The sequence below is a fragment of the Bradyrhizobium sp. LB14.3 genome, from assembly GCF_040547985.1.
Classification (GTDB): Bacteria; Pseudomonadota; Alphaproteobacteria; order Rhizobiales; family Xanthobacteraceae; genus Bradyrhizobium.
On the sequence record NZ_JBEPQT010000025.1, the window covers coordinates 54,216 to 70,143 of the forward strand.

The 15,928-nt window shown below is 62.8% G+C and carries 12 protein-coding genes and 3 pseudogenes; 3 read left to right on the forward strand and 12 right to left on the reverse strand.

The window, feature by feature from the left end; genetic code table 11:
- Window positions 1-6 precede the first annotated feature (6 nt).
- The 6 genes and pseudogenes from nifB to ABIB00_RS31210 form a co-directional block, all read right to left on the reverse strand.
- A complete protein-coding gene (gene nifB / locus ABIB00_RS31185; protein WP_502917915.1) occupies window positions 7-1,506 on the reverse strand; it encodes a nitrogenase cofactor biosynthesis protein NifB in 1,500 nt (499 codons plus the stop codon).
- Between the two features lie 628 nt (window positions 1,507-2,134).
- Window positions 2,135-4,299, reverse strand: a pseudogene (locus ABIB00_RS31190) (prolyl oligopeptidase family serine peptidase).
- Between the two features lie 476 nt (window positions 4,300-4,775).
- Window positions 4,776-4,997 carry a putative nitrogen fixation protein NifT gene (gene nifT / locus ABIB00_RS31195; protein ID WP_354106988.1) on the reverse strand — a complete coding sequence of 74 codons (222 nt, stop codon included), beginning with the start codon at window positions 4,995-4,997 and terminating at the stop codon, window positions 4,776-4,778.
- Window positions 4,994-6,187, reverse strand: a complete 1,194-nt coding sequence (gene nifS, locus ABIB00_RS31200; RefSeq protein ID WP_354106989.1) for a cysteine desulfurase NifS — start codon at window positions 6,185-6,187, stop codon at window positions 4,994-4,996. The genes nifT and nifS overlap by 4 nt, the downstream gene beginning before the upstream one ends.
- 18 nt (window positions 6,188-6,205) lie before the next feature.
- Complete coding sequence (locus ABIB00_RS31205) at window positions 6,206-6,499, reverse strand: NifU family protein (RefSeq protein ID WP_354106990.1); 294 nt, start codon at window positions 6,497-6,499, stop codon at window positions 6,206-6,208.
- Window positions 6,500-6,538: 39 nt separating this feature from the next.
- On the reverse strand, window positions 6,539-6,859 hold the full coding sequence (locus ABIB00_RS31210; protein WP_354106991.1) for an iron-sulfur cluster assembly accessory protein: 321 nt from the start codon (window positions 6,857-6,859) through the stop codon (window positions 6,539-6,541).
- A 322-nt stretch (window positions 6,860-7,181) separates the two neighbouring features.
- Between ABIB00_RS31210 and ABIB00_RS31215 the strand changes: the two genes are divergently transcribed.
- The 3 genes from ABIB00_RS31215 to ABIB00_RS31225 all read left to right on the forward strand — a co-directional run bounded on the left by ABIB00_RS31215 (window position 7,182) and on the right by ABIB00_RS31225 (window position 9,355).
- Complete coding sequence (locus ABIB00_RS31215) at window positions 7,182-7,772, forward strand: hypothetical protein (RefSeq protein WP_247822246.1); 591 nt, start codon at window positions 7,182-7,184, stop codon at window positions 7,770-7,772.
- An 833-nt stretch (window positions 7,773-8,605) separates the two neighbouring features.
- Complete coding sequence (locus ABIB00_RS31220; protein WP_354106992.1) at window positions 8,606-8,707, forward strand: hypothetical protein; 102 nt, start codon at window positions 8,606-8,608, stop codon at window positions 8,705-8,707.
- A gap of 45 nt (window positions 8,708-8,752) precedes the next feature.
- Window positions 8,753-9,355, forward strand: coding sequence for a transposase (locus ABIB00_RS31225; RefSeq protein ID WP_502917911.1), 603 nt, complete (start codon window positions 8,753-8,755; stop codon window positions 9,353-9,355).
- Window positions 9,356-10,027: 672 nt separating this feature from the next.
- On the opposite strand, the pseudogene ABIB00_RS31235 reads toward ABIB00_RS31225, so the two are convergent.
- The 6 genes and pseudogenes from ABIB00_RS31235 to ABIB00_RS31260 form a co-directional block, all read right to left on the reverse strand.
- A pseudogene (locus tag ABIB00_RS31235) lies at window positions 10,028-10,447 on the reverse strand (alpha-hydroxy-acid oxidizing protein); the annotation flags it as partial.
- A gap of 85 nt (window positions 10,448-10,532) precedes the next feature.
- Window positions 10,533-11,434 (reverse strand): annotated as a pseudogene (locus tag ABIB00_RS31240) (terpene synthase family protein).
- Complete coding sequence (locus ABIB00_RS31245) at window positions 11,431-12,981, reverse strand: hypothetical protein (protein ID WP_354107019.1); 1,551 nt, start codon at window positions 12,979-12,981, stop codon at window positions 11,431-11,433. The pseudogene ABIB00_RS31240 and the gene ABIB00_RS31245 overlap by 4 nt, the downstream one beginning before the upstream one ends.
- A gap of 278 nt (window positions 12,982-13,259) precedes the next feature.
- Window positions 13,260-14,258, reverse strand: a complete 999-nt coding sequence (locus ABIB00_RS31250; protein ID WP_354107020.1) for a polyprenyl synthetase family protein — start codon at window positions 14,256-14,258, stop codon at window positions 13,260-13,262.
- Between the two features lie 148 nt (window positions 14,259-14,406).
- Complete coding sequence (locus tag ABIB00_RS31255; RefSeq protein WP_354107021.1) at window positions 14,407-15,744, reverse strand: cytochrome P450; 1,338 nt, start codon at window positions 15,742-15,744, stop codon at window positions 14,407-14,409.
- A gap of 79 nt (window positions 15,745-15,823) precedes the next feature.
- On the reverse strand, window positions 15,824-15,925 hold the full coding sequence (locus ABIB00_RS31260) for a hypothetical protein (RefSeq protein WP_354107022.1): 102 nt from the start codon (window positions 15,923-15,925) through the stop codon (window positions 15,824-15,826).
- Window positions 15,926-15,928: the final 3 nt, after the last annotated feature.

The following is a 15,928-nucleotide window of genomic DNA, read 5'->3' on the forward strand; positions in this document are numbered from 1 at the left end:
CCATCCTCAGGCGGCGGAAATCAGCGCATTGCGGCGGGCCGTCGGATCGACCCGCTCAACGTGCTTAATCTTCCCCTCGTTGACTTTATTGAGATAGAGTTTGAACCAGGCGATCGCCGAGCCATCAATGAACTCGCAGGCGTACTGATCGACCGGTTCGATTCCGGCCTTGATCAATTCGGCCTTCGGGCAGCCGCCGATCTTTGACACGAACACGGCATGGCAGTCGTTGATGGCATCGATGGCCATTTCGAGCTTGCTGTCCTCGCCATGGCCGCCCTGGCAATAGGAATGAATAGGACGATGGCCGACGAATTTTGCGCCCGAAGTTGAGAGCTCGTAGATCTGAAACTCCTTGGCATGACCGAAGTGCTGGTTGATCAAGCCCGAGCCCTTGGTTGCAACCGCCACCAGCACCTTGATTTCGCTGGACGCGCTGGCGAGCCCAGCAAGCTGCTCCTGCTTGGCCGCAAGCTTTGCAATGCGCGCCTTCTCGACTTTGGCCTGATACTCCTTTCGGGCCTGTTCATCATATTTGATGTCCATGGCCATGATCTTTTCAATGGTGAACTCGCCGCCGCGGTCCTCCCCGAGCAGTCCGACGGCGTCGGCGCGGCACTGGCGACAGTGACGCATCATGTTCATCTCGCTTTCGCAGCTATCCTGCAATGCTGTCAGTTCCTGTGCCGTCGGGGCGCGTTGCCCGCTGAGACCGAACACGGTGCCGTGCTCGGGTGACGTAATCAGCGGCATCACGTTATGCAGGAAGGCGCCGCGGGACTTCACGGCTTTGTTAACCTCAACCAGATGCTGATCGTTAATCCCGGGAATCATCACCGAGTTGACTTTGCACAGGATGCCGCGCGCGGTGAGCATCTCCAGGCCCTGGAGCTGCCGATTGCTGAGGATGCTTGCAGCTTCAATGCCGGTGTAGCGTTTGTGGCGGTAAAAGATCCAGGGATAGATCTTTGCGCCAATATCGGGATCGATCATGTTGATCGTGATCGTCACGTGATCGACCTTAAGTCTTGCAATCGTGTCGACATGATCAGCTAGCGCCAGACCGTTCGTCGAGAGGCACAGCTTGATATCTGGCGCGAGTTTATTGACGAGCTCGAACGTCTTGAATGTCTTGTCCGGATTCGCCAAGGGGTCGCCAGGGCCAGCAACGCCGACCACGCTCATCTGAGGGATGGCGGAAGCGACCGCCAGCACCTTCTTAGCGGCCTGCTCCGGCGTCAACTTCTCGCTGACAACGCCGGGGCGCGATTCGTTGGCGCAATCGTATTTACGATTGCAGTAATTGCACTGGATATTGCAGGCCGGTGCGACCGCGACATGCATCCGGGCATAATGGTGGTGCGCCTCCTCGCTGTAGCAGGGATGGTTCTTCACCTTTTCCCAGACCTCCTTCCGCACATTGCCGATGCCCGCCTGAGATCCGCACCTGCCCTTGCCGCTGCCACCGACCGTACCGCAGCTGTTGTGCTTAGTCATGACTTGCATGGTCTCGCTGATCTCGCCGCCGCCACAGGATACCTGGTATTGCGCTGAAGTACTCATTCTTTCAATTCTCTTCGCAAGCCGAATCCTTCCAGCAAGCATCCCCAGAGTCGTTTCTGAAAAGCCAAGAGCAAGTGGCGTGCCATACCTGCCACAAACTATTTTTGCGGTCCGCTTCAAGCAGTTAGGTACCGCCTGATCGAATGTCAGTTTTATCAACTCATGTTGGAAAGCTGACAGAATTGCGATCACAAGAGCGCCGGCAGCGCTATTACGACGGGCGGGTACGCGGGTTCATCTATGCCCTTGGGAAAAGAGCATAGCGGCTGTTCGTTGAAAGTTGATCTTGTCGCCGAAATGTGACGCGTATTCAAAGCACAATCCGCCAAAGACGTTTCGGACGCTTTGAAGGACAACTTGAACCGGCGATCCTTCCCAGATGCAGACAAGAAGCAGCCCCCGTTACCGACCTATGTCGTGAAGATCACGCGGGCCCCTTCCTGACACTCCGGACGCATTGTCGGGCAGGTGAAGAGAAACGCCTCGTGGCCAGGGTCCCGACGGCGACGAATTGGACCGTGCGTCCAAAAGTTGGCAGGCATCTCGAATAGGTCGTACGGGTGTGCACGCCTCAGATTCGTAAAGCTGCAGCCGTCGCGGTCGACATCGCACGAACTACCGTCCAACAACTACCTGCGACGCTGACGTCCTCGGTATCCAGCCAGCCGATCCTGCTTTTCAGGAAACGCAGGCCCAGCGCCAACAAGCCGGCGTGCTCCCTGTTGTCCTTGCCATAGCCGTTGCCGCCGGCGGCATGCTCGTAGAAATAAGCCTCATAGCCCATCGCCTGCAGCTTCGCTGCCATTTTGCGCGCATGTCCGGGATGGACGCGATCGTCCCGCCGTCTGGTCGCCATCAGGATCGGTGGATAGGACTGCCCGGGTCTTGCGGCATGATAGGCAGAATAGGTCTTCAGCCACTCCCAATCCTCAGCGTTGTCGGGATCTCCATATTCGGCGAGCCAGTTCGCCCCGGCGAGCAGTTTGGTGTAGCGGCGCATGTCGATCAGCGGGACGGTGCAGAACAATGCGCCAAAGAGCCCAGGATATCGCGTTAGCATGTTGGTAATGAGGATGCCACCGTTCGATCCACTCTCGGCCCCGATCCGCTTGGCCTGTGTCACGCCGCGCTTAACGAGATCGGCGGCGACGGCTGCGAAATCGTCATGCGACAATCTCTTGCCGGCCAGCCGGCCGGCGTCGTGCCAGCGCGTGCCGAACTCACCGCCGCCGCGCAAATTTGCCTGAACCGTGGTGCCGCCGCAGTCAAGCCAAAGCTTACCCAGCGCGGAATCGTAATACGGTTTCACGGAGATTCCAAACCCGCCATATCCGCTCAGATGGACTGGCGTGTTGCCGGTCTGTCTGACCGGGCCGGTCTGTAGGTAGGGAATTCGCTCACCGTCGATCGAGATGGCCTCGTGCCGCGTGACGCCGCAGTGCTCCGTGGTAAACGTCTTCGGCAGCACGGTGGGACTGCCAACGCCCCGCTCCCGCAGGATGAGGCACGGCGGGGTGAGCGGATCCTCGACGTGAGCCAGCCAATCGCCATTGCTCTCGGACGGATCGCGATCGAGAGACCAGATGTCGACGGCGCCAAGATCAGGAAGCCCGCCCAATTGCTCGCGGTTCCAGCGATGATCGGATGGCGTGCAGATCTCGAAGACTGGGCGGAGTTCGTCAAGATGACAAAGCACAAGCTTGCCCGCACTCCAAAAGAAGCTCTGCAGCGCACGGCGCGGGCCCGGCTCGAAGAGAATCTCGAACTGGCGGCTGCCCGCCAGGAATGCCCGCAGCGCGATGACGAGCACCGTATCCGCGGCATAGGTCTGCCCTGCTACAGACCAGGATGCGTGCGGCTTCAGGGCGAGCCAGTTGCGATGCGACCGCATCCAGATGTTACTTGGCAAATCGTGTCTCGTCTTGGCGCCCGTTTCATCGCCCAGCCAGACCACGCAATTGGAGGCGTCTGTCGCATCGAGGAACCAGATCCTGGGCGGCACGACAGTGTCGTCAATACTGCAACCGACTGACACATGAGCGGCCTTCGTCTCAAAGTTCACTGCCGCTTTGTCAACATGCGTACCACGCCGCCACAGCCTCACCGTGCGCGCATAGCCGGTGGTCGCGGCCATGCCGTCGCCATGGGAGCTTAACAAGACCAGGGTATCAAAATCGAGCCATACGCCGCTGCCTTTGGCTTCCGGCAAGACAACGCCATCGTGGATGAAGAGCTTCGTGTCTGAGTCGAATTCACGCAAGTGACGGCATCGCTTCCGCCGCGCGATAGACTCAAGATCCATCGCGAGTGAATTCCAGGCGGTGCGGCCGTGGCGTTCAGAAGCCAGTCTTTGCCTTCGCTGACGGCAAGTTGATCGAGGTCGAGCAGGATGTCCCAGGACGGCTTCAGCCTGCGATACTCTTCCAGAGTGGTCCGCCGCCAGATGCCGCGTGGATTATTGGCGTCCGTCCACAGATTGTAGAGATACTCGCCGCGCCGGCTGACATAGGGGATATTGTCAGGTCGGTCGTAAATCGCTGTCAGCGCATCTCTGTCTCGTTCGGCTGCGGGTCCGCCAAACACCTCCAGGGTTCTGCTATTCTGCCGCTCGACGAAGTTCAGCGCCCGCGCGCCTTCGATTTGTTCCAACCACAGATAGGGATCATCGTCAGGAGCGGAGGACGTTGGCCTTCCAGTTCGCGATTCGTCGACGCTCCTTGTCAGACCATGTGCCATTTACAACCTTAGTCTTCGCGCAGTTTGACTGTTTCAAGGATTTTCATGGCGAACCGTTGCATCACGATTTGCAAGCTACGACTTGGCCCGGCGCGAGATTCAATCCTCTCGAAACTGACCCTTGCGGAGTTGCAGTAATTCGCCTGACGCTGTGAAGATGTGCGGAATGCAATGACCGGGCTGGCGATGTCAGCACAATGGGCCCTCGCGAGGCCTCCCCGCCAACGCCATCTCGCTGGCCCAACAGTGCTGGCCTAGGCCGAGTATTGCGTTTGGCACCATGCGTCGGCGCCATTTTGGTTCCCAAGAACGGTTCGACCGCTTCCGGAGTCATCGGCACGTTCGGCTGAACCTTCGATCACGTCAAGCCAAAGCCAGGGAATGATGTGGCCTTCCTCGCAAAGGCCGGACCGCTGCGCCAAGAACAGCTTCCGCATCCGCTGGTTTGGCGAGGTTCTGTGGAGTCGCAGCATTCATCATTCGGTTGCTTCGCCGCCGCGCTTCCTGGCATTGATAGTAATTGGAAGGATAGTGTCACTCGCCATCGCGGGTAGGTCGAGCACCCACCCGTTCGCGATTCTAATCCAACCACCCCACAGCGTCTCGTGCTCACATTCGACAATCGACTCCTCAATATCCTTCTTGGGCACATAAATCGAAAGCCCCGTCTCGGGCGAACGGCGAATCATGACCTTCATAGGAGCTCCGCAAGTTGTGAGCTCTCGCCCGCGCGCTCCTGACACGCACGCCACGAGGCTCTCTGTTTGGCATTGATGTTCGCCAGGACTTGCAGGACACGATCAATCTCATCCGGCGCCGTCTCGCGCGACAGCGAGAAGCGAACCGCACCGCGCAAAAAGGCCGGTGGTACTCTCATCGCGCGCAGGACATGGGACGGCTCCATCGAGCCGGACGCGCAGGCTGAACCGAGCGAGACGGCAATTCCGTTGCGGTTCAGGTGGTCGACGATGGCCTCTGCTTCGAGATGTTCGAATGCGATGTTGGACGTATTTGGCAAGCGATTCTTGATATCACCAAGCACGATGCAACAGCCGAGAGCGAGAATGCCTTGCTCCAGCCGGTCGCGAAGCACGCCAATCTGCATCTGCTCTTCTATGAGGCGTGCCGCAGCGAGTTCCGCCGCCTTGCCGAGCCCAATAATGCCCGGAACGTTGTGGGTGCCAGCGCGGCGATGCCGCTCCTGTGCGCCGCCGAAGATCAGCGGTCGAAATTTGATGTCCTTGCGCACATACAACGCCCCGATCCCCTTCGGACCATAAAGCTTATGGCCGGAGAGCGACAGCATGTCGATGTCCGTAGTCTTCAGGTCAATCGGAATCCGCCCTACCGCCTGGACTGCATCGGTGTGAAAGAGCGCGCCAACTGAGCGCGCCATCTTGGCGAGGGATTTCACCGGAAAGATCGTCCCGGTCTCATTATTGGCCCACATGACCGAGGCGATTGACGTGCGCCTCGACAATGCGTTGCGATAAGCCTCGATGTTCAATCGGCCGCTTGCATCGACCGGAATGACATGGGTCTTGATTCCTCGTCCGCCCAGCTCCTCGGCAAGGGACAGCACGGCTGGATGCTCAACGGCCGTAGTGACGATCTCGTCCCGTCCCTCCTGCACGGCGAGCGCGGACAGGATCGCGGTGTTGTCGGATTCAGTCGCCCCCGAGGTGAAGACGATCTCGTGATCGAATGCCGCGCCAACGAGGGCCTGCAGCTTCCGGCGCGCTTGTTTCAATGCGGGCGCAACCTCAATGCCGAATGCATGCCCGGACGACGCATTGCCGAATTGCCCAGAGAAGAACGGCAGCATTGCCGCGACCACCAAAGGATGTGCACGGGTCGTCGCGTTGTTATCCAGGTAGATCGGCCGCACGGACTGTCCGCTCTGCACTTAAGGCCCCACTTTGGCAGCTGCGGGGAGCGGGATCAGGCGGACGAACTCGCCGAGCCGCTCGATCAGGTGCGCCTGAATGGCCGCGAGCGTCGTTCCCGCAAGCTTGCATAACATGCCGGCGCCGGTGAGCCTGACCATGATCTTGTTGCCTTCGATTTCGACGAGCTCACAATCCCCACGATCACGCCTGAGGCTTGGCCGAATCGCATCGAGCACGGCGCGGACAATCCGCTCGCGATCGGAAGCCTCTGCACTCGAAGACTGCTTCGTTCGTTCAGCCTTCAGGCCCATGTTCGATGCTCCTCCAATTGCGAACGGTCCGAAGGCGGCTCAGCTGAACGATTTGCCGCAGGAGCAGCTCGATTTTGCATTTGGGTTATCGAAGCGGAACCCTGATCCTTCGAGCGACACCACGAAATCGATCGTGGTGCCGTTGAGATGCGCCCGACTCGCCTTGTCGACGAAGACTTTGATCCCGTCTTGCTCGAACACGGGCTCCTCGGAGACCGGCTCATGAGCAAGACCCATTTTGTATGTGAACCCTTGGCAACCGCCGCCTTCGACCATGACCCGCAAACCACCTGCCGGCTGGGCTGTCGAGGAGATTGCCGCCTTCAGTGCGTTGATGGCGCTATCCGTTAGGTTGATCATTTCTGGCTCGCTCTCAGTTTGTGTCGCGAGGCACAATTCGCAAATTCCATGCCAGTCCGGATGCAGCTGAAATCAATTGCTTTTGCAGGCGGCAACCGTACGATTTGCGACCTGTCGGGTTTGAGACAGGCGGTTTTCCGGCGTCCCGACCTCATCCGGCCGAGACCTCGTGATGGTGCCAGCACGTATTCATGCAGGCGCGAGCCGCCGCTTACGCTGTGCGTCGCTACAGACATAGGCGCACGGCAAGCAACTTGCATAACGTTAGCGGGCACGCCGCATTGGGCATGCATGTACACGACAGATTGATGAGGAGCCTTCCATGACGTCGATCGACAACACCGCTCTTGGCCAGTTGGACAAGGAGGGGCGATTGCTGAATGCGGTGCTTAAGACCGAGACAACGAAGTCGGGGCGATTTGGATTTCGGGGTGACATCGCGCTGAAGTTCCAAGCCCAGCTCGCCGACGAAAAACGACCTCCGGACTATTCCATTGAACAAGTTCTTGCAATCGCGCAGGAAGGCGAACCGACGATCCCAGTCCTTGCCGGATATCTGCATTCGTTCGCGTATCTACCTCAGGCTGCAAAGGTTCTGGATGGCAGGCTGAGCCCCAAAGGCAGCTATTTCATTTTCTGCAACAACATTGATCTGCTCGCGAAGTACCGCACCAAGATAGGCGACATCACCTTCCGCATTCTGCCTTGCGACGAATCAACTGTGTGGAAGGAGATGATGGACCTCGCCGGCGTTGACAAGAATGACATCAAGAAGCTCGGTACGGCCGGTAGGCTCGACTACCTGCTTGACGCGGCCAAGGACGTCGGTGGATCATACACGGAAATTTCATACGACGACGGCCTGGCCAAAATGGAGCCTGTGAAAAGCAGAAGCGAAAACCGCCCCGTCTGAGGCATTGCCTCAGACCTTTCTCTCGCCAGCTCAACGAGTATGCCGCAGAGACAGTCACTGCGCCCTCTTCGCCGGGACTGGCTCTAACAAACCCTGGTGATGGACCACCGCCCTACCTTTCGGGAGATCACATGCCACTCTGCTCGTCGTTTGTCGGCCAAGAGCACTGCCGTCAATTGCACTGAGGGGCGGCTGGCCACGACCGTCCACCTGACTGCATCCATGGGGGGATCCGGACAATCCAATGCTCATCGGTTGATGATCGCGGTCACATTTCAGAGGGCGGATCGCCGATGTATGGATCGGCTTTGGCGCTGTGCTCGAGCGCCTTTGCCGGCCTGCGTGGCGCAGAGATGTCGCGCGTCGATGCTCGTCAGCCGACAGTTGTCGACGAGCTGCGCCCATGGACGATAGAAACCGACCCGGGGATTGAGTAACGCGCAGCTTGCATCGTTCGAGAGAACGCAGCAAGCCAGCGTCAAGAGGTATGCCTTGTAAATGCACCTCCGCAGAGCCTCAAGATGCGACGGCGGGGTGCCGGTCGATCGAGCCAGGCCAAGCGACAGCTGAGCAGACTTGGCCGCACGTCCTCAATGTTGTGAGAACGAAGCGAAGCTATGCAGAATGCCGCAACCGAAGCTGTCCCAGGGCCTGCACCCAAACAGCGCCACGTGATTCCCTCTCCTGCGAGTTTTTGATTCGGGACGAGAGAATGGGCACGGGTTTGTTTTGGCTGAATGATCGGCAATGGGGCCTATCGAGCCTCATCTGGCGACGGGACTAACGGGCCGGATCGGGACGACGACCGGCGCATTATCAGCGGGATCATTCACATGCTGCAGTCGGGTGCGCGATGGGGCGACTGCCGGCGTGAATACGGCCCTTACACGACCATCTGCAATCGCTTCAACCGCGGGGTCAAGCGCGGGCGATGATGCGCAAGGTTCGAAGCGCTGGCCAAGCCTGGCGAAGACAGGGTTGTGCTGTCGATCGATTCGACCTCGATTAAAGCTCACGGTGTGGCTCCGGCGGAAAAGGGGGGGGGCAAGCAATCGGCCGCTCGCGCGGAGGCCGCACGACAAAGGTCCATCGCTGAGCATCCGCTGTGCCGGCCGGTCGTCCTGCATCTGACGCCAGGCCAGGATGCCGATGTCGCGGCGGCGCCCGATGTCCTGGCGCTCGCGCCACCCATGAGTGCGCTCCTCGCTGACAAAGAGTATGACGGCGACAACCTTCGCGGCGAAATTGTTCGTTGCGGCGCCAAGCCCGTCTCCCCAACAAATCCAACCGCGTCGTCATTCATCGCTTCAACAAACGCGCCTACAAAGGTCGAAATGTCATCGAGCGCTGCTTTTGCCGGCTCAAAGACTTCCGCCGCATCGCCACCAGTTACGACAAGCTCGCCCGGAATTTCTTGGCCGCTGTTCATCTCGCCGCTCTCGTCGCATATTGGCTCAATTGAGTTTGGACCCGAGAAGTTGCTCCAGGTCGCGGATCGAGCGGCCGACCCGCCCATGCCACAGACGCCACCGCACGGCTCTGATGTCCCTGTCGATGGTTGGAAGCGCTTCAAAAGTGCGTGATCGGGATCGTGCGATGTGGTCCGCGATCTGCTGCATGGGCTGGATCTTCATGGCAATATGAACCAGTCGATCATGTGGGTCGTTGGTTAAGGCATGGCGCAGGGCAGCCGGTTTAGGATTTCGGCCCGGTCCGAGATCACCGTCACATCCCCAAAGCCGCGATATCCGACTTCCTGGAGAGAGTGAAGAGCACGATTGCGATTGCTTGCTGATCGGTGCTGCTGGTGCGAAATAGCGACCGCCCCTTTTTCCCCGTCCCCCGCGGCTGCATCTGGCCACGACGAGCTCGAAATTTCGCGCCGAATGTTGATCAGCGCTACGAACGTGCGCCGTTTCAGTGCTGGTGACGAACCCTTTGCGCCGATCTCCGGGAAGCCGCATCTCAAGCTGGCATCGGTCATCCGTTTGGGACGTTGCGCGCCACGTTTCCTGCATGACCTGGTCGTTGAGCCGCTTGCCGATCCTGATGGTACGCTTGCGCACGATCGCATGCGTCTCAGTCGGTTCAGTGGCCAAGAAATCGGGCCAGCACCTTCGGCGCCTGCCGGTAGCGCAGCATGCTTCCTAGCCGCGCCGTCAGTTCCATCAGCTCCGGTATCGCTCGATCGGCCCTGGATGGCATTCCCGGCACAGCATCCACCGCGGATTGCGAACCTCACGGTGTCGAAGACGGTCCGGATCCGGCGTGTCGTGTAGTCCTTGACCGCCGATATTGGCCAGCAAGGGAATGTCTGGGGCTAGGCGGCGCAGCGCGCGTGTCAGCCCCTGGGAGTTGCGGGATTGCAGGCTCACGCGCTGCGAACCGACGCACATGGCAATCCCCAAAGCTTGCGCTGCCTCGCTCAGATGCCGGTTGATGGCTTCGGCTCGGGACATGCCGCCGGTCATGGAGCTGATCAGCAGCGGCGCGCGCATGGTCTTGCCCAGCAGCGAGGCGCGCAGATCGATCTGCGTCAGGTCCAACTCGGGCAATGCGCAGTGTTCGAAACGGACGTACTCCCAGCCGGCGGCGACCGTGGCCGGCGCCGTTCGTCGGTCCAGCACGATGTCCAGATGGTCGTCCTTGCGCCGGCTCAGGGCGGTGTCGCTCATGCTCGCTCCATCCGTCGCATCGGGGGACGGCGTTGCGTCGGATCGGACCGACGCCAGCGCGCGCACGCCGCCGCCTCCCGCGCGTTCAGGCCGGCGCATGCTGGCCTCCCCCGCAGCGTCGCTGCGGTAGCGGCTGGTCGAGGTCTGGTAGTACTGCGCGCGGATGGCCGCCATGGCATCGATCAACGGTCCCCACGGCGCTGGAAAGCGTTCTTCCGCCATCACCCGGTGCAGCATGCGCGTATGGCCGGCCAGCTCGTCGTTGAGGAACTCCACCGCAGGCATAGCCGGATAGCGCTGCAGCAGCAGGATGGCCGCGTTGTCGGCCTCGCCTGCCGACCTGTCCTTGTCGCGTCCATGCAGATCGTTCTGCAGGCGCCCTATCGTGCAGATGAGCCGCAGGACGTGGCGAAACGCCGGACGCGCGCGCAAGGTGGCCATGTCCAGCCCCCACAGCAACGACAGGCAACAACACACGTTCGTGTAGGCGATCGAATCGATGCCGTTGTGCAGGTACTCGGCGTAGGACCAGCGTTCCGTCCCTGCCGCCTGCGCGTGTCCTGCGCGCAGCACCGCGCAGTAGCACCGGGTATCGTCAAGAAGCTGAGCATAATCGCGAGGATCGTAGGCGAGCCCGGCCAGCGAAGCGCGCAGAACAGCGCAGCCGTCAAATCCGGGGAGCGCGCACGGCACGCCCTGCCCCAGCGCCTGCTCCACCGCAGCGAGCTGCTCCGGCGCGATCAGACCAAGATCGTTACAATCGTCGAGCCAGAACAGCAGCCCCAGCTCGCGATAGAACGCCACGATCAGCGTTTCGTCCTGCGGATCGCGGCCAGTGCGGGCGCTGGTGTCGCGCAGGCTCGGGTGGATGCACTGCAGGATGTACTGACCGCCCCTGACGGCTTCCACGGCATGCTCGTCGGCGAACCCGGTCAGGGAATGCCCCCACTCCAGCACCTGCTGCAGCGCGCGTTCGGTCTGGATCATGGCGCCGCTCCTGCTCCCTCGGCCGGGACGCGCGGCCCCCAACGAAGCGCCAGCCAGAACCCGGCGAGTTCGGCCACGCGCACGACCCGGGTGGGGCAATACAGTTCCTTGCCGATCCACAGCGGCGTCTGCGGCAATGCATGCGCCGCATAGCGGGCGAGCATCCACTCCAGCGCACGCGCCACCGCCTGCGCGATGCGCCGGCACCCTGTCGGCTCTTCGCTCCCGTCCATCACGTACAACGCGAACAGCGCATAGGCGGTTTCCTCGAATGTGGACGCGCGACCGGCGCCCCAGCCGCCGTCGTCGCGCTGCCCCTGCAGCAGCGCCGCGAGCGCGCGCTCGTCGCGCCAGTGGGGATTGCCTTGCGCCAGCGCAGCGACCGCATGCGCGGTGGGATACAGCCACGAAACGTGCCATTTTTCGTTGTCCCATACACCGTGCGGGTTGCGATTGGCCTCGACGTAGGCGCTGGTGCCGACGGCGGGCTTTCCCAAGAGTCGCAACGCATGCAGAGCATGGATGTTGGTCGACACCGAGGCATTGCGCTCGCCGGGGAAGGTGACGAACAGCTCGCCGAGTTCGAAATGGCGTAACGCATCGACCGCCGGGTCGCGGCCTGCAAGGCGCAGGCCGCACAGCGCAACGGCGGTGTCGTCCGCATCGGCCGCGAAGTGCAAGGCCGGGCCCAGACCGCGCACGCCGAGGCGGGCGTCGAGCTGCGCGATGATCATGCGCACCGCCTCGGCGAGCGCGGGATGCGCGAACAGCCCGGCCAGATGCAAGGTGTACAGCGACCAGCATGGCTCGAACACATTGATCGGCCAGACGTTTGGAACGACACCTTCGATGCCGCTGCGCGTCGCCCGCGATGCCGCCTGCAGATACGCGTCGGCGCGCCCGACCTGCGGCGTGCTCCCCTGTGTCACGGCGTGCGCACGACACGCGGCCGTGGCCGCCGGACTGATGCCGATGCTGCCGTCGTCATCAGGGCATGCGGTGGTCAGCGACGTCCCCCAGGCTTCCCAGGAGTGCAGCAACGGATGGCCGCTCGGCAACGTCGCCACCGCCGCCAGCTTGACCAGGCACGCTTGCCGCAACGGCAACAGCGCCGGGTGGCGCGGAAACGCCACGCCGCCCAGCGAGGATGCGGCCTCGCCGCACAACTGCGGCAGGATCAGCTCCGCGCCGATCGGCGCGTCTTCCGGCACCGTATGCGCGTAGGGATCGGGCTCGCGCTCGAGGAACCGGGTTGCAGCCTGAACTGCGTCGGCAGCGCCGGGAAGAGGATCGGCACGCTGCAATGCCAGCAACGCCGCCCACGTGGGCGCATGGCGGAACAGCGGGAAGTCCGCGCTTCCCCATCCGCCATCGGCTTGTTGCTGCCCGATGAGCCACGCGTATGCGTCCTGCCGACCGGTGACGTTGCCGCGGAACTGTAGAGCTCGCGCCGTGTCATAGACGGACGGGCCGACGCTGCCGCCGTCGCTCATCTCGCTCAGCAGGTGGCGCAATTCGGAAAGGATCCGTTCGGAAAGCGCGTTCACTTGGGATGTTCCTTCTGCAGACGGTCCGGGCAGACGCCGCGCACGTCGCCGCAGGCCCGTCGCGGGCCTGCGCATGGGCAGCGCCGGACGGTCGCCCTGCTCCGGCGCGACGCGCCGATGCTGGCGCCGGTCCGCCGCATAGGCTTGCGCGCAGCGCGCCGCGGCCGTGCTGGGCACCCGCTGCGATCGCCACGGCGGACTCGGACACAGTGCAGCATGCATCGCCGCCGCCGGCCGGTCGCAGCGGCACAGGCGCGCCTTCATGCGGACGGGCGCGCTCATGCGCATGGCGCGTGCTTGAAGAGATACGCGTTGGCCCGCTGCAGCATCTGCGCCAACCGTTCCGCACGCGGCCCCAGTGGGGCGATGGCCTCCCCGGCGTCGCGCAACAAATCCAGCGCGAACTGGCGCGCTGCCTGCAGCCCCATGATCGACGCGCAGGTCGGCTTCTGCGCCGCCGCGTCCTTGCCGGGGGTCTTACCCAGCGTCGCGGTATCAGCTGTCGCGTCCAGAATGTCGTCGATCACCTGTAACGCCAGGCCGAAACAGGCAGTGTAGCGATCGAGCGCACAGTACAGCGCAGCGTGCGCGGCATCCTCCGCGATGGCGCATAGCGCGCCCATGCGAACGGACGCGCGCACTAGCGCTCCGCTCTTCATCCGGTGCATCGCCACGATCGTGTCGAGCTCGGCGTGCTTTCCGACCAGCGACAGATCCATGGCCTGCCCGCCTGCGGCACCCTCGGCGGACACCGCCTGCGCCAGTTCGCGCACGAGCGCGACACGGTTGTCGCCCGGCGCATCCAGGCTCGCCAGGGTTAGGAAGGCGTGCGCCTGCAGCGCATCGCCGACCAGGATCGCAGTGGCTTCGCCGTACTTGACGTGCACGGTCGGAAGGCCGCGGCGAAGCACGTCGTCGTCCATCGCGGGCAGGTCGTCGTGGACCAGGGTACAGGCATGCATCATCTCGATGGCGGCGCCGACGTCGTCGAGCATGTGCGCCGGCGTGTCGGCCAGTTCGCCGGCAGCCAGACAGAGCAAGGCGCGGGTGCGCTTCCCGCCATTCAAGGTGGCGTAGCGCATCGCCGCTATCAACTCGGTCTCACCGTCCTCTTCGGCGCAGAGAAGACGCGCCAGCGCCTGTTCGACCCGCTTTGCGCCGTCCTGGCTCCAGATCTCCGGCAGCAGCCTGCCGGATGCGCCGCGCACCTGCGCGCCCAATCCGCCGAGCGCGAAAACACCAGTTCGGTCGTCGTGTAGCGTAGAACCGGTCTGCATGTTGTTCATTTCCTTGTACCTGACACGGCCACGGCGAGCGGCGAGCCGCCGCGGTGTTGCCGGGCTCGCACCGAGCACACGCGCCGAGTGCAGCAATGCCGCGCGTCGCCGGCGCCGCTGCCTCGCCACACGAGGATGCGATGCGAGCTCATGAGAATCCGATGCGGATTGTCATGGACGGATGTGCGGTCGGGTAATAGCGCCGGCCTTTTTCGACGCCGCTCAGCAACCGTGGCCGCACCCCGGCCTTGTGCATGGTCAGCGCCAAGGCGATGCAGAACTGCACTAGTTCCAGCCATACCAAGTGGTAGCCGATGCAGACGTGTGGGCCGGTACCGAACTGCAGCATGTCCACCGGCTGTATCGGCTCCGTGCGTTGCAGCCACCGCGCCAGGCGGAACTGATCAGGCGCCTCGTGCAGCAGCGCCGAGCTCGAGAAATGCAGCAGCGGGATGCACAGATGGGTGCCCGCGGGAATGCGCCGTTGGCCCAGTTGCAGTTCCTGCAGCGCGCGACGCGGCAGGAGCGTGGTCGCCGGATGCACGCGCAGGGTCTCGCGGAACAGCGCCTCGGCGACCGGACACTGCGCCAGGTCCGCGTGCCGGGTCGGCACCGCGCCCACGCGTTGCGCCTCGTCGACCAGGGCGTCCCACAGCACAGGCTGCCGCGCCAGCTCGATCACCATCCAGGCCATCGTCGAGGCAGTGGTGTCGTGACCGGCAAGCAGCAGCAACCGGATGTTGGCGACCAGGACGCCATCGGAGAGCGCATCATCGCTGCGATCGAAGGCGCTCACCATGTCGTTGATCAACCCGGTGCGCGCGGCATGCGCGCGCACGTCGCGGACGAACTGGCACAACTGCGCGTCGATCCAGTCGCGGGCGGCGCGGCCGCGCCGCAAGGGCAGTCCGGGTAGGTCGACCGGGGGCGCGACGATCAACTGCACCAGTTGCCGATACTTGCGATGCCATTCCGGCAGGTCATGCGCGGGGATTCCCATGAGGCTGAAGATGAGCTTGAGCATCAGGTCGCCGGTTTCGGGCAGGATGGTTACGTCGCCGCGGTCGCGCCACGCCTGCACCCGCGCTCGGATGACGGGCAGGAACAGGTCGCCGATGCCGGCCTGGGTCAGCCCCTTGGGCAGGAACGCCGCCTTGATCGCATCGCGCGCCTGCCGGTGCGCGCCGCCGTCCTGGGTAACCAACGTTCCGCCAAGCAATTCGGGCGCGATCTCTTCGAGCAGCGCCGAGGACACGTCCTTGTGCCGGAGCACTGCGAACGCATCCGGATCCACGCAGGTCATCAGGTGTCCGGCAGGGCCGAAATCCAGCCAGAAGTGGCTGCCCAGCATCCCTTCCGCGCGCCGCAGCAGGCGCGGCAGGTCGCAGACGATGGCGGGAAGATGCCCGACCAGGGGGAAAGCGCCGGGCACGACCGGGATGTCGTGCCGCAGCCGGTGCCGACGGTCCAGCGGGTTGAGCAGCATGTCCGTCAGCAGCGCGGCGCCGCGGCCGCTTCGGCGGTGTGCCGGCAGGCCGCGCGGCGCGGCTGTTGCCACGCTCGGCCTACGTCGGCACATGCGCCAGCATGCCGCCGTCGATGCACACGACCTGGCCGGTGATGAACGCAGCATCGTCGTAGAGCAGGAATGCCACCAGCGCGGCCACGTC

What these genes read in the sequence shown, in the direction of transcription:
- nifT (WP_354106988.1), bottom strand. Translation starts at nt 4,997, where the DNA reads ATGAAGGTCATGATTCGCCGTTCGCCCGAGACGGGGCTTTCGATTTAT.
- ABIB00_RS31220 (WP_354106992.1), top strand. Translation starts at nt 8,606, where the DNA reads ATGCTGCAGTCGGGTGCGCGATGGGGCGACTGCCGGCGTGAATACGGC.
- nifB (WP_502917915.1), bottom strand. Translation starts at nt 1,506, where the DNA reads ATGCAAGTCATGACTAAGCACAACAGCTGCGGTACGGTCGGTGGCAGC.
- ABIB00_RS31205 (WP_354106990.1), bottom strand. Translation starts at nt 6,499, where the DNA reads ATGGGCCTGAAGGCTGAACGAACGAAGCAGTCTTCGAGTGCAGAGGCT.
- ABIB00_RS31215 (WP_247822246.1), top strand. Translation starts at nt 7,182, where the DNA reads ATGACGTCGATCGACAACACCGCTCTTGGCCAGTTGGACAAGGAGGGG.
- ABIB00_RS31255 (WP_354107021.1), bottom strand. Translation starts at nt 15,744, where the DNA reads ATGCTGCTCAACCCGCTGGACCGTCGGCACCGGCTGCGGCACGACATC.
- ABIB00_RS31210 (WP_354106991.1), bottom strand. Translation starts at nt 6,859, where the DNA reads ATGATCAACCTAACGGATAGCGCCATCAACGCACTGAAGGCGGCAATC.
- ABIB00_RS31250 (WP_354107020.1), bottom strand. Translation starts at nt 14,258, where the DNA reads ATGCAGACCGGTTCTACGCTACACGACGACCGAACTGGTGTTTTCGCG.